23 protein-coding genes are annotated in these 16,946 nt (G+C 62.2%); 13 read left to right on the forward strand and 10 right to left on the reverse strand.

Going from position 1 to position 16,946, the window contains the following annotated elements; translation table 11 throughout:
- Nucleotides 1–74 precede the first annotated feature (74 nt).
- Genes ACX3VQ_RS07775 through ACX3VQ_RS07795 form a run of 5 tightly spaced genes read right to left on the reverse strand, consistent with a single transcriptional unit; the run spans nucleotide 75 to nucleotide 3,751 of the window.
- Nucleotides 75–476, reverse strand: coding sequence for an HK97 family phage prohead protease (locus tag ACX3VQ_RS07775; protein ID WP_462580307.1), 402 nt, complete (start codon nucleotides 474–476; stop codon nucleotides 75–77).
- On the reverse strand, nucleotides 473–781 hold the full coding sequence (locus ACX3VQ_RS07780) for a DUF6127 family protein (RefSeq protein WP_462570602.1): 309 nt from the start codon (nucleotides 779–781) through the stop codon (nucleotides 473–475). Before ACX3VQ_RS07780 ends, ACX3VQ_RS07775 begins: the two co-directional genes overlap by 4 nt.
- Complete coding sequence (locus tag ACX3VQ_RS07785; protein ID WP_462580308.1) at nucleotides 778–1,935, reverse strand: phage portal protein; 1,158 nt, start codon at nucleotides 1,933–1,935, stop codon at nucleotides 778–780. Before ACX3VQ_RS07785 ends, ACX3VQ_RS07780 begins: the two co-directional genes overlap by 4 nt.
- 18 nt (nucleotides 1,936–1,953) lie before the next feature.
- The gene (locus ACX3VQ_RS07790; RefSeq protein ID WP_462580309.1) at nucleotides 1,954–3,282 is read right to left on the reverse strand and encodes a DNA-packaging protein; all 1,329 of its coding nucleotides are present in this window, start codon (nucleotides 3,280–3,282) and stop codon (nucleotides 1,954–1,956) included.
- Nucleotides 3,272–3,751, reverse strand: coding sequence for a hypothetical protein (locus tag ACX3VQ_RS07795; RefSeq protein ID WP_462570598.1), 480 nt, complete (start codon nucleotides 3,749–3,751; stop codon nucleotides 3,272–3,274). Before ACX3VQ_RS07795 ends, ACX3VQ_RS07790 begins: the two co-directional genes overlap by 11 nt.
- 248 nt (nucleotides 3,752–3,999) lie before the next feature.
- On the opposite strand from ACX3VQ_RS07795, the gene ACX3VQ_RS07800 reads away from it, so the two are divergent.
- Nucleotides 4,000–4,656, forward strand: coding sequence for a YqaA family protein (locus tag ACX3VQ_RS07800; protein ID WP_462580310.1), 657 nt, complete (start codon nucleotides 4,000–4,002; stop codon nucleotides 4,654–4,656).
- A 38-nt stretch (nucleotides 4,657–4,694) separates the two neighbouring features.
- Here ACX3VQ_RS07800 and spt read toward each other — a convergent pair whose 3' ends face one another.
- The 3 genes from spt to ACX3VQ_RS07815 form a co-directional block, all read right to left on the reverse strand.
- Nucleotides 4,695–5,915, reverse strand: a complete 1,221-nt coding sequence (gene spt / locus ACX3VQ_RS07805) for a serine palmitoyltransferase (RefSeq protein ID WP_462570595.1) — start codon at nucleotides 5,913–5,915, stop codon at nucleotides 4,695–4,697.
- A 13-nt stretch (nucleotides 5,916–5,928) separates the two neighbouring features.
- Entirely contained in the window at nucleotides 5,929–6,171 is a 243-nt protein-coding gene (locus tag ACX3VQ_RS07810; protein WP_462570593.1) for an acyl carrier protein, read from the reverse strand.
- 125 nt (nucleotides 6,172–6,296) lie between these two features.
- Nucleotides 6,297–6,665 carry a response regulator gene (locus ACX3VQ_RS07815; RefSeq protein WP_462580311.1) on the reverse strand — a complete coding sequence of 123 codons (369 nt, stop codon included), beginning with the start codon at nucleotides 6,663–6,665 and terminating at the stop codon, nucleotides 6,297–6,299.
- A 45-nt stretch (nucleotides 6,666–6,710) separates the two neighbouring features.
- Between ACX3VQ_RS07815 and ACX3VQ_RS07820 the strand changes: the two genes are divergently transcribed.
- The 5 genes from ACX3VQ_RS07820 to ACX3VQ_RS07840 are packed head-to-tail and all read left to right on the forward strand — an operon-like array spanning nucleotide 6,711 to nucleotide 9,942.
- On the forward strand, nucleotides 6,711–6,992 hold the full coding sequence (locus tag ACX3VQ_RS07820) for a DUF3572 family protein (protein ID WP_462580313.1): 282 nt from the start codon (nucleotides 6,711–6,713) through the stop codon (nucleotides 6,990–6,992).
- A complete protein-coding gene (locus tag ACX3VQ_RS07825; protein WP_462580314.1) occupies nucleotides 6,989–7,618 on the forward strand; it encodes an HAD family hydrolase in 630 nt (209 codons plus the stop codon). The genes ACX3VQ_RS07820 and ACX3VQ_RS07825 overlap by 4 nt, the downstream gene beginning before the upstream one ends.
- Nucleotides 7,615–8,076, forward strand: coding sequence for a RidA family protein (locus ACX3VQ_RS07830; RefSeq protein WP_462580315.1), 462 nt, complete (start codon nucleotides 7,615–7,617; stop codon nucleotides 8,074–8,076). Before ACX3VQ_RS07825 ends, ACX3VQ_RS07830 begins: the two co-directional genes overlap by 4 nt.
- Nucleotides 8,069–8,797, forward strand: coding sequence for a glycerophosphodiester phosphodiesterase family protein (locus tag ACX3VQ_RS07835; RefSeq protein WP_462580316.1), 729 nt, complete (start codon nucleotides 8,069–8,071; stop codon nucleotides 8,795–8,797). Before ACX3VQ_RS07830 ends, ACX3VQ_RS07835 begins: the two co-directional genes overlap by 8 nt.
- Nucleotides 8,794–9,942, forward strand: a complete 1,149-nt coding sequence (locus tag ACX3VQ_RS07840; protein ID WP_462580317.1) for a GNAT family N-acetyltransferase — start codon at nucleotides 8,794–8,796, stop codon at nucleotides 9,940–9,942. Before ACX3VQ_RS07835 ends, ACX3VQ_RS07840 begins: the two co-directional genes overlap by 4 nt.
- On the opposite strand, the gene ACX3VQ_RS07845 is transcribed toward ACX3VQ_RS07840, so the two are convergent.
- The gene (locus tag ACX3VQ_RS07845; RefSeq protein ID WP_462570585.1) at nucleotides 9,943–10,272 is read right to left on the reverse strand and encodes an SEL1-like repeat protein; all 330 of its coding nucleotides are present in this window, start codon (nucleotides 10,270–10,272) and stop codon (nucleotides 9,943–9,945) included. It lies immediately after the preceding gene.
- A 301-nt stretch (nucleotides 10,273–10,573) separates the two neighbouring features.
- Between ACX3VQ_RS07845 and dksA the strand changes: the two genes are divergently transcribed.
- From dksA to kynU, 7 genes are all read left to right on the forward strand, one after another.
- The gene (dksA, locus tag ACX3VQ_RS07850; RefSeq protein ID WP_462570584.1) at nucleotides 10,574–11,032 is read left to right on the forward strand and encodes an RNA polymerase-binding protein DksA; all 459 of its coding nucleotides are present in this window, start codon (nucleotides 10,574–10,576) and stop codon (nucleotides 11,030–11,032) included.
- A gap of 130 nt (nucleotides 11,033–11,162) precedes the next feature.
- Entirely contained in the window at nucleotides 11,163–11,435 is a 273-nt protein-coding gene (locus ACX3VQ_RS07855) for a PilZ domain-containing protein (protein WP_462570583.1), read from the forward strand.
- 207 nt (nucleotides 11,436–11,642) lie between these two features.
- The gene (locus tag ACX3VQ_RS07860) at nucleotides 11,643–13,031 is read left to right on the forward strand and encodes an ABC transporter substrate-binding protein (protein WP_462570582.1); all 1,389 of its coding nucleotides are present in this window, start codon (nucleotides 11,643–11,645) and stop codon (nucleotides 13,029–13,031) included.
- Nucleotides 13,032–13,049: 18 nt separating this feature from the next.
- On the forward strand, nucleotides 13,050–13,466 hold the full coding sequence (locus ACX3VQ_RS07865; protein WP_462570581.1) for a DUF4112 domain-containing protein: 417 nt from the start codon (nucleotides 13,050–13,052) through the stop codon (nucleotides 13,464–13,466).
- 35 nt (nucleotides 13,467–13,501) lie between these two features.
- Complete coding sequence (locus ACX3VQ_RS07870) at nucleotides 13,502–14,293, forward strand: tryptophan 2,3-dioxygenase (protein WP_462580318.1); 792 nt, start codon at nucleotides 13,502–13,504, stop codon at nucleotides 14,291–14,293.
- Nucleotides 14,290–14,937: an arylformamidase gene (kynB, locus tag ACX3VQ_RS07875; protein WP_462580319.1), complete on the forward strand. Its 648-nt coding sequence runs from the start codon at nucleotides 14,290–14,292 to the stop codon at nucleotides 14,935–14,937. The genes ACX3VQ_RS07870 and kynB overlap by 4 nt, the downstream gene beginning before the upstream one ends.
- The gene (kynU, locus tag ACX3VQ_RS07880) at nucleotides 14,930–16,147 is read left to right on the forward strand and encodes a kynureninase (RefSeq protein ID WP_462580321.1); all 1,218 of its coding nucleotides are present in this window, start codon (nucleotides 14,930–14,932) and stop codon (nucleotides 16,145–16,147) included. The genes kynB and kynU overlap by 8 nt, the downstream gene beginning before the upstream one ends.
- Before the next feature lie 180 nt (nucleotides 16,148–16,327).
- On the opposite strand, the gene ACX3VQ_RS07885 is transcribed toward kynU, so the two are convergent.
- Nucleotides 16,328–16,918, reverse strand: coding sequence for an HNH endonuclease (locus ACX3VQ_RS07885; RefSeq protein ID WP_462572522.1), 591 nt, complete (start codon nucleotides 16,916–16,918; stop codon nucleotides 16,328–16,330).
- Nucleotides 16,919–16,946 lie beyond the last annotated feature (28 nt).

Here is a 16,946-nt window from a genome sequence, read left to right on the forward strand (position 1 = left end):
TTCAACCTTTCTGTTGGGCAAGAAAAAGGCCGCCCAAAGGGCGGCCGCTGTGAGAGTTCCGGTGTGAGTGATTCTCAGGCGACGAGATGAACTCTTGCCTTTTGCTGGAGCGGATGGGTGACGAGGCTGACCTCGAACAGCTCGATTTCAGTCAATGTCCGCCCGCTTTCGTCCCGCTGATAGCCGCGAGCGCGGTAACCGAAGCTGAGCCCGTCGACCGCGCGCTGGCGCAGCGCCTGAGCGGCGCGGCCATCGGGATTGTCGAGCCGGGCGATCACGCGCAGGCCGCGCCCGTCCTCGGCCATGGTCTCGACAACGCCGATCTGCTGATCGGGATTGTGCTGCCACAGCAGCGGTACGGGGGCAGACCGGGAACCGAGGGTGCGAACGAAGGCGCCGTGCCTGATCGTGTCGCGCGCACCGTCCGGCACATTGAAAAGTGCCGCATAGCCGGCAAAGCGCAGCGGGCCGCTCATCGCAGCAGTTCCGTCACGCCCAGCCGAACCGCAATCCCGATCAGCAACAGCGCCAGGATGCCGCGCACGGACCAGTCGACCAGCGCCTTCCATGCACTCGCCTTGGCATCGCGCCATGCGCCAAGCAGTTCGCGCAGTTCGTCAAGGTCCTCTTGCGCATCGGCATCCGACAGACCGAGCCGCGCTAGCACCCGGTCTGCGGCAAGCTCGGTGGTTTCCTCTACTATTGAGCGCAAGGTCACCAGGTCACTGCCTTCATTGGCGGCCTGGACCATCAGGCGGGCCAGCAAATCCTCGCGCGTCATGCCTCCGCTCCGGCAGGTTCCAGTCCAAGCATAGCGCGTTTTTCCTCACGGCTCAGGAATTCCGCTTCGGCGACCTGTTTCCACAGCCGCTCGCGATCTTCCGACAGCGCCGGGATCTGGTCCAGATCGACCGCGAGCCGGGCGTCGGGGAACCAGGGTTCAAGCCCTTCCTGCAGGGCGGAAAGCAGCTTGGCCGCCAGCGGCAGCAGGGTGAGCCGCCACAGCGCCCTATTGGCTTCGCGGTAATTGGCATAGGTGTTGTCGCCTGGTAGCCCGAGCAACATCGGCGGCACGCCGAAAGCCAGCGCGATGTCGCGCGCCGCCGCGCTCTTGAGCTGGGCAAAGTCCATGTCGGCGGGGGATAGCGCCATCGATTGCCATTTCAGCCCGCCATCGAGCAGCATCGGGCGCCCGGCATTGCCGTGCCCGGCGAATGCCTGGGTTAGCTCAGCCTTGAGCCGGTCAAACTGTTCGGTTGTCAGTCCCGATCCATCAGCCGCATCGTAAACCAGTGCGCCAGAGGGGCGCGCGGCGTTTTCGAGCAAGGCGCGGTTCCACGCCGAAGCGGCGTTGTGGATCGCGATCGGTTGTTCGGCGGCGCGCAAGGCCCCTGCGCCGTAGTGGTCATCGGCCGGGTGCATGGCCTTGATGTGGATCAGGTCCGGCCAGCCTTCTTCGTCTTCAAGGGGCATCGAGACGCATTTTCCGCCGATGCGGTATTCATAGGCGCATGGCCATCCGTCGAGGCCGGGGACCAGCCTGACCCGCTCGGGGCGCAGCGCGAACAGCTCGACCGGTTTGCCTGCTCCATCCTTGATGATCTGGACATAGCCATTGCCATGCAGGATCAGCTGCGCGGCAAGGGTTTCGATCAGCGATTGGCCTGCGCTGGTTGCGGTAACGAGCCGCATCAGTCCTACGTCCGAAGGCAGCAAGGGCACCTGGCCAACGCCTTCGGCCACGATGCGCACCGCGCGCTGGGCGATCGGGTTGGACACGAAGCCGCGCTTGATCGCTTCGCCATAGTCAAGCGAACCGGAATTGCCCCCACTGCCAAAGGCAACGGCCCATGGGGAGACAAATCCGGGTTTGAGCGGCATGCGGCTGCCACCCCCGCCCTTGAAGGCAGAGGCAATCGTTTCGAGGAATGACATACGGTCCCTTTCGTTGAATCAGACTTGCAGCACACGCGGTGCGCGGTGCGGCCCGAGCATCAGTTCGGTCAGCGCCCAGACGAGCGCATCGGCACGGTCGGGGCTGCGGCCCGGCCCGGCATATTCGCCGCCCGCCATGAATCCGCAGAGCTGGTCTTCAAGCTGCGGAAACACACCGACATGCCTGACGCGGCCCGCTTCGTAGAGCGCGGCGACCGGTTCGGCGCGGGCGGTCTTGCCGCGGTTGGCACGCACCAGCCGCAGCGGCATGCGAATGTCCGCAGCGCGCAGCACGCTGGCGACCATTTCGCCGCCCTGGTTGGCTTCTGCGACAACCCGCTCGGCGGCCCAGGCGTTGGCGGCTTCGGCCACTGCCCTGGCCCAGCGCTCGGGGCTGGCCTTCTCGACCGAGCAATCGGCCAACACCCTGGCGGTGCCATCGGCGCATCGCGCTGCCACGATGATGCCGCAGGCATCCCCGGACGAGGAGGCCGGGGGATCCACCCCAACCACCACGCGCACCGCCTGTGATGCGGGTTGCGGTTCGCGCAGGCCTTCGATCAGGCTGCGGCTCCACAGCGCGCCTTCTATATCCGTCAGCAATTCACCGGCCAGTTCTTGCCGGGCAAGCTGGCTTCCGCCGAATTCCTGCTCCATCGCCGCGATGAAGCGGGCGGGCAGGTGGGCGGCATTCTCCCAGGTTGTGCCGCGCGTCACCTGTGTGGTGGAGCTTGCCTCGCCTGCGAGCAGGCGAGTGAGCAGTGGCACATTGCGCGGTGTGGTGGTGACGGCTACCTTTTGCTCCCCGCCCAACCGCAGGCCGAGCAGGAGATTGTCCCAGCACCGCGTCGCACGGTCGTGGGATCGTGGCCACTTGCCGATTTCATCACACCAGGCGTGGCTGTGTTGCGGCCCGCGCAGGCTTTCGGGTTCGCTTGCCGAATAGAGCGTCGCCTGCGCCCCGCCGGCAAAGCGAAGGCGCCTGAGCGAAGGTTCGAACACCGGCATTCTGCCGGGCGGAGAACAGGCGAGTATTCCGCTTTCGCCTTCGACCATTACCGCCCTGGCTTCGCTCAAGGATGCGGCAACCAGCGCAATGTGCGCGTCCGGGTTGCCCTCAGCAACGCAGCGGACCCATTCCGCGCCCGTGCGGGTCTTGCCGAAGCCGCGGCCCGCCAGGATGAGCCACACCCGCCAGTCGCCCGCAGGGGCAAGCTGGGAAGTGCGTGCCCAGAAGCGCCAGTCATAAATGAACTCTTCCCGTTCGCTTGCGCTTAGCCATTGAACCAGCTCTTCTCTCAGTTCGGGGCTGGAATCGGCCAGCCAGTCGAAGCGGTCAGCCGTCATTCCCGGCTCGTGCGGCCTGTTGTTGCATGACGCGCCGACGGATTTCCTCGACCTTTCGGTCGATCGATGCGCGCACCTCTGACGGGCTGACATTGCCGTGTTGCGCTTTGGCTTGCACAACATTCTCGCGATGCGATGAGAGCAGCCGGATGGCGTTGGCAAAATCGTATTTGCCGCCATCGGGCGTTTGCAGATCGCCTTCACGCAGGCGCCGGAGCACTTCCAGTTCAAGATGCTCGTACCCTTCCCAGAGCGCCTCGAGCCAATACTGGGCGAATTCCTTTTCGGCGCGCCGCACCTTGTAGGCGCGGCTGGGGTTGATCCCGGCCTTGCGCGCCGCTTCGGAAACATTGGATGTCTCCGCCAGGCAATCGAGGAACAAGCCCCGCCAGTGGCGGTTGAGGCCGGACTTTTCGCCGGATTTCTGGCTCGGCTTGATCTTGGTGCGGCTGGCGCGCCGTTTTGTCATGAGCGGGTCTCCTGGTTCGCGAGCATGGCCGGAATAAAGCGAAGGCGGCCACCCCGGTTGCCCGTGGTGCCGCCTGCCGTTCGAATCACACTATCGCGATGTTCCGTTTCTCTAACCAATTAGCGTGACAATGTCAATATAAAAGTGCCAAATAGGTTAGTTCTCAAATCGGTTGCGCGGTTTTGCTGCCTGCCGTAATCGCCGCGGAAAGCCGAAGGGCCAGAAACGTCCAAGGGAATGCACTCTTCATGATCATGAAACCGCTGCGCGGCCTCTACGACTGGACCATGGCCAAGGCTGCGCATCCCAAAGCGGAGTGGTGGCTGGCGTTCTTCGCCTTCGTCGAATCGAGCTTCTTCCCGATTCCGCCGCATCCCTTGCTCGGCCTGATGTGCCTGGCGGAGCCGAAGAAGGCGATCCGTTTTGCGCTGATCTGCACCGTGGCATCGGTGTTGGGCGGGCTGTTTGGCTATGCCATTGGATACTTCCTCTACGAAGCCGTTGGCGCCTGGCTGCTCGGCGCGCTTGGCCTTACCGAAAGCTTCCCGCCCGCCGCCTGTTACCTGCGCGAATATGATTGGGAAGTGATTGTGGTGGCGGGAACCACGCCGGTGCCGTTCAAGCTGCTGACGATCACTGCCGGCTTCATCGAAATGAACCTTGTCACCTTCACCCTGGCGGCGATTGCCGGGCGGGGAGCGATCTTTATGGTGGTGGGCGTGCTGTTCCGCCTGTTCGGCGCGCCGATCAAGGCCTTGATCGACAAATTTCTCGGCACCGTCACCACCGTGTTCGTGGTGCTGGTGATTGGCGGTTTCGTGCTGCTGACACAGTTGAGCAATGGCGATGGCGAGGATGATCCCTCAGACGCGTGCGCGCAGGTAACCAGCCTCGACCAGATCTGATCAGACAGCGGCGGGCAACCTGCACCTGACCAGGCGGATCAGATAATCCCCACGGCCTTGCCTGCGCGTTCGAACATGCCGAGAATCGTGTCGACTTCCTCATGGCTGTGTTCGGCACACAGCGAACAGCGCAGCAGTGTCATATTGGCAGGGGTCGCCGGCGGACGCGCCAGATTGACGTAGAGCCCTTCCTTGAGCAGCGCCTCCCACATGGCGGCGCCCCTTTCCAGATCGGGCATGATTACCGCCACGATCGCGCTCTGCGGCTCTTCGGTGCCAAGCTGGAAACCCAGCGCCTTCAACCCGCCGTGAAGCCGCTTCGAATTCTCCCACAGATGCGCCCGCTTGTTCGAACCATGCATCAGCTTGCGAATGCTGGTTTCCGCGGTCGCCACCACGCTGGGCGGCAGCGATGCGGTGAAGACATAGGGGCGGCACACCAGGCGCATGATCTCGAATTTGGGATGGTTCGAAACGCAGAATCCGCCGACCGTGCCGACGCTCTTGGAAAAGGTGCCGATGATGAAATCGACATCGTCGATCACGCCCTGCGCTTCGGCCACGCCGCGCCCGTGCTCGCCGATAAAGCCCATCGAATGCGCCTCGTCGACCAGCACCATGGCGCCGTATTGCTTGGCAATGCGGACCATTTCCTTGAGCGGCGCAACGTCTCCCAGCATCGAATAGACGCCTTCAAGCACCACCAGCTTGCCCGCTCCCTCGGGAATGCGGCGCAGGCGCTTTTCCATCGCTTCGATATCGTTGTGCTTGAACGGCACCACTTCGGCATTGCCCAATGCGCAGCCATCCCAGATCGAGGCATGGCTATCGATGTCGAGCACGATGTAATCGCCCTTGCCCGCGATGGTCGAGATGATCCCGAGATTGGCCTGATACCCGGTCGAGAAAACCATGGCATGGTCCATGGCGTAAAATTCCTTGAGCGCTTCCTCGCACTCCTTGTGGCCCTGGTACGTACCGTTGAGCACGCGGCTGCCGGTGGTGCCTGAACCGAACTGGTCGAGCGCTTGCTTGCCGGCCTCGATAACATCCTCGTCGAACGTCATGCCCATGTAATTGTAGGTGCCGAGCAGGATGGTGTCGCGCCCATTGCAGATCGCCCTTGTTGGCGAGAGCACTTTCTCCATCACGAGATTGAACGGATCTTCCACCCCGCTGGCGAGCAATCCCTCGCGCATGGCGATGAGATCGTCGAATTTGGAGAAGAGATCGCCTGCCTGGCCGGTCTGTTCGCTCATCGTCGCGGCCTTCTTACTGGTCTTGCAGCTTGGTCACCGCATCCACCAATTGCCCGAAATTCTCGATCTCGGCCTGCTGGTTCATGCTGATGATGATGTCGAATTCGTCTTCAATTTCAGCGACGAAATCCATCACTGTAAGGCTGTCGAATTCAAGATCGCTCGCAAAGGTCGTCGCTTCGGTGATTTCGACGCCCTTCTTGTTGAAGGGTTCGATCAATGAGCGGATCCTGGTGTCGACTTCGGCGCGGTCCATCGGGGGCAATACCTTCTTTCAATATCTGTGCGCGGCGCGTGCCACGCGATTGCGGCGGAAAAGCGGCTCTTGGCACCAATTGTCAAGCGTTGCCGGCTTTGTGACGGGTTTGTTGCACCGGCTGTTCAATCGGGCAACAGCTCCTTCACGGCATTCATGAACGGCAATATGGAAATCGGCTTGGCGAGATATCCCGATGCGCCGGCCGCGCGGATCCTCTCTTCGTCACCCTTCGCGGCATAGGCCGTTACAGCCAGGACGGGGATCGAGCGCAGATGCAAATCGCGCTTGGCCTCTTCGATCAAATCCAGGCCGGAAACCTCGGGCAACTGGATGTCCATGATGATCAAGTCCGGCGAAAGCTGTCGCGCCGTATCGAGTGCAGTCGCCCCGTCGCCCACCGGCGCCACCTCGAAGCCATTGGCCTTCAATACGTCACAGAACAATTTCCGATTAAGGTCGTTATCCTCGACAACCAGTATTCTCTTTGCCACTGCCCTCTGGCACTCCCGTCATTTCTGCCTAACTAGATTAACGACATGCGCGCCACAATTCACAATCCCGCCCAATCCCCCGATGCGGCCACTCTTGCACTGGCTGCGCTCGGCTGGATTCTGCAGGGCGAAGATCGCGCCGAGCGGTTTCTGGCCCTGACCGGGCTTGATCCCGATGGCCTGCGCGCGAGGCTGGGCGAATCGGCGCTGCATATGTCAGTGCTCGAATTTCTGGCGAATCACGAACCCGATCTGCTGCGCTGTGCGGAAGCGTTGGCCGTAACACCTGAAGAGCTGGTCATTGCCGGCAAGGAGCTATCCCGATGAGCCGCCCGCTTGTGATAAGCGACTGCGACGAAGTTCTGTTGCACATGGTCGCACATTTCAAGGAATGGCTCGAAGAAAGCCAGGGCGTGCACTTCGAGCTCAAGGGCAACAATTTCAACACCGCCATGCGTTGGGCCGATAATGGCCAGCCGCTTGAGCAAAAGGACATCTGGCGCTTTCTCGGTGGGTTTTTCGATACCGAGATGCACCGTCAGCTGCCGATCGAAGGTGCGGTAACGGGGATCAATCGCCTTGCCGAAGATGCCGATGTGGTGATCCTGACCAATCTCAATGATGAGCGGCAGGAGCGGCGCACGCGCCAGCTTGCCGATTGCGGGATCCACGCCAGGGTGTTCACCAACCAGGGCCCCAAGGGGCCTGCCTTGCAGGCAATTCTCGAGGAGTTCGCGCCAAGCAGGGCGATCTTCATCGACGATCTGCCGCAGCACCACCAGTCCGTTGCCGAAATTGTACCAGGGGTGAGCCGGTTGCATCTGTGCGGAGAGCCGATGATCTCGGAGCATATCGATTGTGCCCACAAACAAGGCCATGCGCACGCGCGAATAGACAATTGGGCAGAAGCATTGCCCTGGCTACTCGAAGAATTGGAAAGGGATCCACGATGACTATCGAAGCACGCCTGCAGGAATTGGGGATCACCTTGCCCCAGGCAGCGGCGCCGGTCGCCAGCTATGTGCCGGTGGTGGTGCAGGGCGGGTTTGCCCATGTCTCGGGGCAATTGCCATTTGTGGGCGGCAAACTTGTGACCGGGCGGCTGGGTGAGGATGTAAGCCTGGAAGATGGTATGGCGGCCGCGCGCGCTTGCGGCTTGATGATCCTGGCCCAGCTCAAGGCCGAACTCGGCTCGCTCGACAAGGTGGCGCGCGTGGTCAAGCTGGGCGCTTTCGTAAACTCAACCGGCGATTTTACCGATCAGCCCAAGGTCGCCAATGGCGCATCCGACCTGATGGCCGAGGTGTTCGGCGATGCCGGCAAGCATGCGCGGGCTGCGGTGGGCGTGCCGGTGTTGCCGCTTGGCGCCGCGGTCGAAGTAGATGCGGTGGTCGCGCTCAAAGGTGAGTAATCGGCAGGCTCCCGCCTGGCTAACCGAGTGGGAATATGCCCACCGCGGGCTGCATGGAGTTGGCGTGCCCGAGAATTCGCTGCAAGGCGCGCGGCTGGCGATCGAAGCGGGACTGGGGATCGAATGCGATATCCAGCGCAGCGCCGACGATCACCCGATGGTGTTTCACGATTGGGAGCTGAAGCGGCTGACTGGCTCGCAGGGCGATTTCGGCGGCATGGCCGCCGACGAACTGAGGGCGTATCGCTATCTCGAAAGCAATGAGCACATTGCTTCGCTGAAGGATCTGTTGGCGCTGATCGGGGGCCGGGTTCCGCTTCTGATCGAGATCAAGTCTAAGCGCGGCTATCACGTAGAGCGAAGCTGCGTGATCGTGAAACAAGCGCTTGAGGCATATTCCGGGAACCATGCCGTAATGAGCTTCGATCCGCGCGTGGCGCGCTGGTTCCGGCGAAACTCGCCGGAAACTTGCGCCGGTCTGGTGATGCGCGAAGACGAGCATGGGCAGACGCAGAAACTGTGGCAGCGGCGGCTGGCGCTGTGGTTCGCGAAACCCGATTTCCTCGCCTATCATATCGCGGCGCTGCCCAATCCCTGGGTCAGGGGGCTGCGCGCCGGGGGGCTCCCCATCCTCACCTGGACGGTCAATTCGCCTGAGACCCGCGCTCGCGCGCTCGAGCATGCCGATGCCCTGATCAGCGAAGGGGCGGGGCTGGCATGAGCGAAGGCGATCCCCCTGGCGAATTGACGGTGCGGCTCGCGCCGTCGGTGGGCTCGCTTCCCGCCGATCAGTGGAACGCGCTTGGCGGTGATCGCAATCCCTTCATGAGCCATGAATTCCTCTCCGCGCTGGAAGATTCCGGCAGCGTGGGAGAAGGCACGGGCTGGGATCCGGTACCGATCGTGGTGATGGATGCTGAAGAGCGGCTGCTTGGCGCCCTGCCTAGCTACGTCAAGGGGCACAGCCAGGGCGAATATGTGTTCGACCATGCCTGGGCTGACGCGTTGCAACGGGCCGGTGGGCGTTACTATCCCAAGCTGCAAATCGCCGCGCCATTCACCCCTGCCAATGGACCGCGGCTGCTGCTGCGCGATGAAAGCCTTGCGCCTCACCTGCTGAAAGCGGCAGAAACCGTGTGCCTGCAGAATGGGTTTTCCTCGGCCCATGCGACCTTCATTGAGCCGGACCAACGCCATCTCTTCGAACAGGCTGGCTGGTTGATGCGCAGCGATATCCAGTTCCACTGGGAAAATCGCGGCTATGCGAGTTTCGACGATTTTCTTGGTGAGCTTGCTTCGCGCAAACGCCGCGCGCTACGCAAGGAACGCGCCGCCGCGCAGGAAGGGGTCAGGATCGAACGATTGTCGGGCGATGACATCCGGCCCGATCATTGGGATGCATTCTGGGGCTTCTATCAGGATACCGGTGCGCGCAAATGGGGCTCGCCCTATCTCACGCGCGAAGCGTTCACACTGATTGGCGAACGGATGGCAGACCGGATTGTCCTGATCCTGGCCTATATGGACGGATTGCCGATTGCGGGCGCGCTCAATTTCCTCGGCAAGGACGCTTTATACGGTCGCTATTGGGGGTGCAGCCTGGACAAGCGCTTCCTGCACTTCGAGCTGTGTTACTATCAGGCGATCGAAATTGCGATCGAACGCGGATTAAAGCGGGTCGAAGCCGGGGCACAGGGCGGGCACAAGCTTTCGCGCGGATACGAACCGGTCAAGACCTGGTCTGCGCATTGGCTCGCCGATCCCGGATTTCGCGCTGCCGTGGCCGATTTCCTCGCGCGCGAACGCCAGGGCGTGGCGCTCGACCAGAATTATCTTGTCCAGCGTACGCCCTTCAGGAAAGCTTGATCAGGCGGCTTTGCGGCGCTCGTTCGCCAGCCATTCGCGAGCCTGGCGCTGTGCTTCGGCAATCTCGCGCGCTGTCATCTCTTCGGAGATGTCAGCGCGGCACCAGGAAGCTTCTTCGTGGCCCTTGGAAGCCGCGAGGTTGAACCACTTGTGCGCTTCTATCAGATCGCATTCCATGCCGTGGCTGCCGGTCGAATAAGCAACACCCAGGTCGAAGTAGGCGGTGATCTCGCCTTGCGAAGCGGCAGCGAGGCATTGCGCGATAATGCGGTTTGCTTCGGCAGTGTTCAGCGTGCTGGCTGATCTAGCGTCGATACCCTTGAGATCCATTGTTCGGTCCCCCATTGTTTGAGCAGATCCGCTCCCCTGCCGATCCGCTTGGGGAGAATTCGCCTGAACATGGTCAACAATTCGTTAACGCGAAGCGGAACTTTTTGTCCTTCCCGCAGACTGCTGCATGTTTGCCGCAGGTTAATCCTCAGTCTTTATTGGGGGGCAAATCGAAACGGCTTGTGCGTGCCATGGGCCGCGCCTATAGGGCCGCGCAGAGGGTCACCCCCTCGCCACCGTAAATGCGGGGTAGCAGGACATGGAACAGTCAGGCACGGGATGACTTGGTTGAGAGGACTACATGGCCACTGCGGCATCTGAAGAAATCGACATTCTCGAAAAGGCGAAGCGTATTCTGGGACCGGACTACACACCAAGTGAGGACGAGCCCTACATGAACGAAAGGCAGCAGAGCTATTTTCGCACGCTGCTGCTCGAATGGAAGCGCTCAATCTATCACGCGGCGGATCAAACCTTGCAGTCGCTGCAGGATGGCCCGATCCGCGAGCCTGATCTCAATGACCGCGCTTCAAGCGAGACCGATTGGGGCATCGAATTGCGCACGCGTGACCGGCAGCGCAAGCTCATCTCGAAGATCGACGCGGCGCTGCGCCGGATCGATCAGGGTGAATACGGCTATTGCGAAGTGACTGGCGATCCAATCGGGCTCAAGCGCCTGATCGCGCGCCCGGTGGCAACCATGACAGTTGAAGCGCAGGAAGCGCATGAACGGCGCGAGAAGATTTCGCGCGACGATTGACCTGTATTGCGTCGGACTGTGCCTTGAATCGCGGTTAGCCTTTCTTTAGCAAACACCAGATATAAGGCACGATTGCGCCGGCAATCCGGTGTGTGAATGGTTAACCGAGAATGCGGGGGCAAACCGAAACATGAGCGGTGTCCAAAGGCGCAGTGTCGAACGCGAGGGCGTCTTCCTTTTGGCGGAAGCACGCGTGGGGCGGGACCCTGCGCAGCATCGGATCAAGGTGCGCAATCTTTCCCAGCGCGGCTTGATGGGCGAGGGTCCGGTTCAGGTTGCCAGCGGTACGCGGGTGTCGATCGACTTGCCTGAGGTTGGCAGTGTGGTCGGCACTGTTGTGTGGGTGCAGCAACCGCGGTTCGGTGTGGCCTTTGACGAGGAAGTCGAACGGCTGAGCGCTTGATCTGAGGCCGCCGGTCGGCCAGGCCAGCCATTATCCGTCCAACAGCCGCCGACCAGCGCGAAATCAGCTAAGTGGCCGTGCGGTGTTATTCATCGCTGACCCGCGCCTCCCAAGCTGCTAACCGGCTTGGCGATGCGATTCTTGTTCGCCATATCTGTCTTTCTTCTGGCTGCCTGTGGCCCCAGCGGGCCGGAAGGCCCGGTTCAGGTGGCCATAATCGGGGAATCGGGCGAACTTTCGGATACCGGTGTGCGGCTCTCGCCAGCCGGCCAGCATTTGCGCGCGGCGACCGCTGAGGGGCTGGTCGCACTTGATGCCAGCGGGCAGATTGTCCCTGCGCTGGCCGAACGCTGGATCATCACCGATGACGGACGCAGCTATATCTTCCGCCTGCGCAATTCGGAATGGCCTGACGGCGAAACGATCAGTGCCAACCAAGTGCGTCAATCGCTGCGCGCTGCATTGCGCAGCCTCAGGGGCAGCTCGCTCGGCCTGGACTTGCAGAAGGTTGAAGATGTGCGGGCGATGACGGGCCGCGTGATCGAGATGCGGCTCTCAAGCCCGATGCCCGATTTTCTTCGCTTGCTGGCCCAACCTGAGCTGGGGATCATGCGCGGCGGAATGGGAGCTGGCCCGATGGAGGCGAGCCCGGATGACGCTAGCGGCGGAATCAGGCTTGTGGCCCTGCCGCCGCAACGCCGGGGGCTGCCCGCGCGCGCGCAGTGGGATGAATCCGCGCGCCCGCTCATAGTGCGCGCCATGGCGGCACCCGATGCAGTCGAAGCATTCTCTGCCGGCGAGGCCGATCTGGTGCTCAACGGCCAGATTGCCAGCTTTCCGCTGGCCGACACCGGGCCGCTCACGCGCGGGACGATCCGGGTTGACGGCGCGCACGGCCTTTTTGGCCTGGTTGTCAGGAACGACGATGGTTTCCTGGGCGATCCGTCGCGCCGTGAGGCCCTGTCGATGGCGATTGATCGCGACGGGCTGATGCAACCGCTCAATATTGGCGGCTGGCAGGCCGCGACATGGATCGTACCGCTGGGCTCGCTTGGCGAGAGCGGCCCACAGCAGCTCCGGTGGGAAAACCTTTCGCTGCAGCAGCGGCGCGCTTTGGCGCGCCAACGCGTTGCAGCTTGGGAAAGCGCGCAGGGTAAGCAGGCAGTGGTCCGGATTGCCTTGCCTGCCGGACCGGGAAGCGATGCCTTGTTTGCCCAGTTGTCGGGGGACTTCGGCCTTGTCGGAGTGACCGCAGTGCAGGTTCGCCCAGGTGAAAGTGCGGATCTGGAACTGCGCGATCGGCTTGCGAGGTATTACTCGCCGCGCTGGTATCTTGACCAGTTCAATTGCAGTCTCCGGCTGGGGTTGTGTTCGCCCGAAGCGGATGAACTGGTTGCGCAGTCGATTGCGCTGACCGATCCTTCCGCGCAAACGCAACTGCTGGTCCAGGCGCACCGTGTCCTGATCGGTAGAGAGGTGTTCATCCCGCTAGGCGCGCCGATACGATGGTCGCTCGTTCGAGGCGACGTATTTGGTTTCGAGGCGAATGAATGGGGCATGCATCCCTTGTTCCCGCTGTCTCTCCCGCCTAATTAGCGGGAACAGGAGAAAAACGTGCCTGATCAGCAACGCCCGCGGCCAGTCGGCCTCAACCTGCCTGTCGGCAGCGATCCGCAGTCGGTACGCCAGCGGGTGGAAGCGCTGGAGTTCTTGCTTGAGCGCAGCTTCCGTATCCCGGGAATAAACTTCCCCGTCGGGCTCGATGCGATTGTCGGCCTGATCCCGGTGCTGGGTGATGTCGTGACTGCGGCGATGGGTGCCTATCTGGTGTGGGAAGCGCGCAACCTCGGCGTGCCCAAGTGGAAGCTCTGGCGCATGGGGGCGAATGTGGCCTTCGACGCGGCGCTGGGCTTTGTGCCGCTGGTGGGTGATGCGGCTGACCTTGTGTTCCGATCGAACACCCGAAACCTCAGGATCATCAGGAAGCATCTCGACAAACATCATCCAGCGACACGGGTGATCGAGGGGTAGTTTCATTTGTGAACGTCCCGCGCTAGGCATTTTGCATGACGCAGGACGTAACCTATTCCAGCTATCTCGATCTCGATCGCATCCTTGGTGCGCAGCATCCCGCATCGGGCGCGCATGACGAGATGCTGTTCATCATTGTTCACCAGGCCAGCGAGCTGTGGCTCAAGCTCTGCCTGCACGAGCTGACCGAGGCGCGCGAACACATAGCGGCGGACAATTTGCGTTCGGCTTTCAAGATGTTGGCGCGTGTGGCGCGCGCGCAGGGCCAGCTGATCCAGAGCTGGGACGTGCTCAGCACCATGACCCCGCATGACTATTCCACCATTCGGCCGCACCTGGGCTCGTCGAGCGGGTTTCAATCGTGGCAATACCGGATGATGGAATTCATGCTGGGCGGGCGCAATCCCGACATGATCGCGCTGCATGACAAGCTGCCCGAAGCCGCCGCAATATTGAGGCAAGAGTCTGAAACGCCAAGCCTTTATGACGAGGCGGTGAGATTGCTCTCACGGCGCGGATTCGCGATCGACAAGACCGTGCTGGAGCGGGACATAACGGCACCCTACGGGCACTCAACCAGCGTCGAGGCAGCCTGGGCCGAAATTTACCGAAATCCGCAGGAGCACTGGGATCTCTACGAGCTGGCTGAGAAGCTGGTCGACCTCGAATATCATTTCCAGCGCTGGCGCTTCGGTCACCTCAAGACCGTCGAGCGCATCATCGGCTTCAAGCGCGGAACGGGCGGGACGCCGGGCGTGCCCTACCTCGCCGGGGTGCTCAAGCAGGCCTTCTTCCCCGAACTGCTGAGCGTGCGGACCGCGATATGAGCAGCTGGAATTCCGCCCGCCGCATTTGGGACATTTCGCAGCGGTTGCGGCCCGGCCTGCCGGTGTGGCCCGGAGATACCGCATTCGGGCAGTCGGCCACCTGGCAGATCGGGGAGGGCTCTCCGGTCAATGTCTCGGCGCTCACCATGTCGACCCATTCGGGCGCGCATGCCGATGCCCCGCTGCATTACGATGCTGACGCGCCTGACATCGCTTCGGTCGAACTGGATGCCTATATCGGTGAATGCCTGGTGGTCGATGCGCGAGGCTGCAGGCGGCTGGTCGAACCGGAGCACTTGCCCAAGCTGGACGGCGTGCGCCGCGTTGTGTTCCGCACCTATGAGCGCTTCCCGCACGAGACATGGGACGCCCAGCACACAGCCATTGCGCCCGCGACGATTCACGCACTGGCTGCTGCGGGAGTGATTCTCGTAGGCATGGATGGTCCCTCGCTCGACCCGCAGGATTCCAAGTCAATGGATGCACACAAGGCGGTGCTCAAGGCGGATATACGCGTGCTCGAAGGGCTGGTGCTCGACGATGTTCCGCCTGGGCGATACGAGCTGATCGCCCTGCCGCTGCCGATCGTCGGCGGCGATGCCTCGCCGGTGCGGGCAATCCTGCGCGAGCTGCCCGATGCTTGAAAAGGCAAAGGAGCTCGACGCCGCCGATCCGCTCGGCGAATATCGCACGCGCTTCACCCTGCCCGAAGGTGTGATCTATCTTGACGGCAATTCGCTGGGCGCGCTGCCCAGCGCGACGCCCGCCCGGCTTGAACAGGTAATCCGCAGCGAATGGGGCGAAGGGTTGATCCGCAGCTGGAACGATGCGGACTGGATCGGCGCTGCGCGGCGCGTGGGGGGCAAGATTGCGCCCTTGATTGGGGCGGAGGGGCATGAAGTCGTTGCCGCTGACAGCACCAGCGTCAACCTGTTCAAGCTGATCGCCGCCGCGCTCGACATGCGTCCCGGACGCAAGGTGATCCTGAGCGAACCCGGCAACTTCCCCACCGATCTCTACATGATCGCGGGGCTTGAGCGGCAGGGGCTGGCGCAGCGGCGGCTGGCCGATCGTGGGCAAATCGCCGAAGCATTGGGCGACGACGTCGCGCTGCTGCTCTTGACCCATGTCCATTACAAGAGCGGCGAAGTCTTCGACATGGCGGCGCTGACCCGCGCGGCGCATGAGGTAGGCGCGCTGGTGCTGTGGGACCTGTCGCATTCTGGCGGCGCGCTGCCAGTTGATCTCAATGCGTGCGGGGCCGATTTTGCGGTCGGTTGCGGCTACAAATATTTGAACGGCGGGCCCGGCGCGCCTGCCTATGCCTTCGTTGCCGAGCGCCACCATGCAGCGCTCAACCAACCGCTGACCGGCTGGTTCGGGCACGCAGCGCCCTTTGCCTTCAGCGACGATTATGCGCCCGCGCCCGGCATCGACCGGCTGCAATGCGGCACATCGCCGATCCTCGGGCTGGCGGCGCTAGAAGTGGGGGTCGATCTGATCGCTGAAATCGGCGTGGAGCGGCTCTATGCCAAGTCGCAGGCGCTGTCCGAGTTCTTCCTCGAAGCCTTGCGCCAATGGGGCCTCGATCTCGAACTCGTCAGCCCGCTTGATAGTGCGGCGCGCGGCAGCCAGCTCTCGTTCCGCCATCCTGAGGCTTACGCTATCTGCCAAGCCCTCATCGCAAGGGGCGTGATCGGCGATTTCCGTGATCCCGACATTCTGCGACTGGGCTTTGCGCCCGCATACTTGCGGTTCGCGGACATGGCTGAAGCCGCGCGGCATCTGGCCGAGGTGATAGCGAGCGGGGAATGGAATCGGCCCGAATTCTTGCAACGCGCAGCAGTCACCTAATTCGTCATTGCGACCCCGGTCTTAAACGGGGGTAAGCAATCCATGGCGTCGAACTCTGAATGGTGCGATCTGTTCTTCGAGATCAACGGTTAGGCCATGGATTGCTTCGTCGCTGCGCTCCTCGCAATGACGAGTACGAGATGTTCAGGCAAAGGGCGGCAGTGACGAGGATGGAACTCCTCACTCTTCCAGCTCGATGTCCCAATAGAGATAGTCGAGCCAGGTTTCGTGCAAGTGGTTGGGCGGGAACAGCCGCCCGCGCTGCTGCAATTGCCAGCTGGTCGGGCGGATCGGCCTTTCGTGCAAGTGCATCTGGGCCTGTTTCGGCGTGCGCCCGCCCTTCCTGGCATTGCAGGGCGCGCAGGCGGTGACGATGTTTTCCCATGTGGTTTTGCCGCCTATCCGGCGCGGGATCACATGGTCGAAGGTCAAGTGGTCATGCGCGCCGCAATACTGGCACTGGAAACTGTCGCGCAGGAACAGGTTGAAGCGCGTGAAGGCGGGAAATTCGCTTTGACGCACATATTGCCGCAGCGCGATCACGCTGGGGATCTTCATGTCGAGACTGGGCGAGTGCACTTCGCGCTCATAGCTGGCAACGATATCCACCCGGTCGAGGAACACCGCCTTGATCGCGGTCTGCCACGGCCACAGGCTGAGCGGGTAATAGGACAGCGGAGTGTAATCGGCGTTGAGCACGAGCGCGGGGCAGGACGAAAGGTTCCGCGTTGGATCCCCGCCCGGGCTGCGGTATCGCGCGGCCTGGTCGATCAGTTCGGCCTTAAACACTTTGACGCCA

Source organism: Altererythrobacter chaiwopuensis, assembly GCF_054957735.1.

Bases quoted from the DNA above. Each gene is read 5' to 3' on its own strand.
- ACX3VQ_RS07785 (WP_462580308.1), bottom strand. From the start codon at position 1,935: ATGTCATTCCTCGAAACGATTGCCTCTGCCTTCAAGGGCGGGGGTGGC.
- spt (WP_462570595.1), bottom strand. From the start codon at position 5,915: ATGAGCGAACAGACCGGCCAGGCAGGCGATCTCTTCTCCAAATTCGAC.
- ACX3VQ_RS07795 (WP_462570598.1), bottom strand. From the start codon at position 3,751: ATGACAAAACGGCGCGCCAGCCGCACCAAGATCAAGCCGAGCCAGAAA.
- kynU (WP_462580321.1), top strand. From the start codon at position 14,930: ATGCTTGAAAAGGCAAAGGAGCTCGACGCCGCCGATCCGCTCGGCGAA.
- ACX3VQ_RS07780 (WP_462570602.1), bottom strand. From the start codon at position 781: ATGACGCGCGAGGATTTGCTGGCCCGCCTGATGGTCCAGGCCGCCAAT.
- ACX3VQ_RS07825 (WP_462580314.1), top strand. From the start codon at position 6,989: ATGAGCCGCCCGCTTGTGATAAGCGACTGCGACGAAGTTCTGTTGCAC.
- kynB (WP_462580319.1), top strand. From the start codon at position 14,290: ATGAGCAGCTGGAATTCCGCCCGCCGCATTTGGGACATTTCGCAGCGG.
- ACX3VQ_RS07845 (WP_462570585.1), bottom strand. From the start codon at position 10,272: ATGGATCTCAAGGGTATCGACGCTAGATCAGCCAGCACGCTGAACACT.
- ACX3VQ_RS07810 (WP_462570593.1), bottom strand. From the start codon at position 6,171: ATGGACCGCGCCGAAGTCGACACCAGGATCCGCTCATTGATCGAACCC.
- ACX3VQ_RS07775 (WP_462580307.1), bottom strand. From the start codon at position 476: ATGAGCGGCCCGCTGCGCTTTGCCGGCTATGCGGCACTTTTCAATGTG.
- ACX3VQ_RS07830 (WP_462580315.1), top strand. From the start codon at position 7,615: ATGACTATCGAAGCACGCCTGCAGGAATTGGGGATCACCTTGCCCCAG.
- ACX3VQ_RS07840 (WP_462580317.1), top strand. From the start codon at position 8,794: ATGAGCGAAGGCGATCCCCCTGGCGAATTGACGGTGCGGCTCGCGCCG.
- dksA (WP_462570584.1), top strand. From the start codon at position 10,574: ATGGCCACTGCGGCATCTGAAGAAATCGACATTCTCGAAAAGGCGAAG.
- ACX3VQ_RS07855 (WP_462570583.1), top strand. From the start codon at position 11,163: ATGAGCGGTGTCCAAAGGCGCAGTGTCGAACGCGAGGGCGTCTTCCTT.
- ACX3VQ_RS07820 (WP_462580313.1), top strand. From the start codon at position 6,711: ATGCGCGCCACAATTCACAATCCCGCCCAATCCCCCGATGCGGCCACT.
- ACX3VQ_RS07870 (WP_462580318.1), top strand. From the start codon at position 13,502: ATGACGCAGGACGTAACCTATTCCAGCTATCTCGATCTCGATCGCATC.
- ACX3VQ_RS07800 (WP_462580310.1), top strand. From the start codon at position 4,000: ATGATCATGAAACCGCTGCGCGGCCTCTACGACTGGACCATGGCCAAG.
- ACX3VQ_RS07790 (WP_462580309.1), bottom strand. From the start codon at position 3,282: ATGACGGCTGACCGCTTCGACTGGCTGGCCGATTCCAGCCCCGAACTG.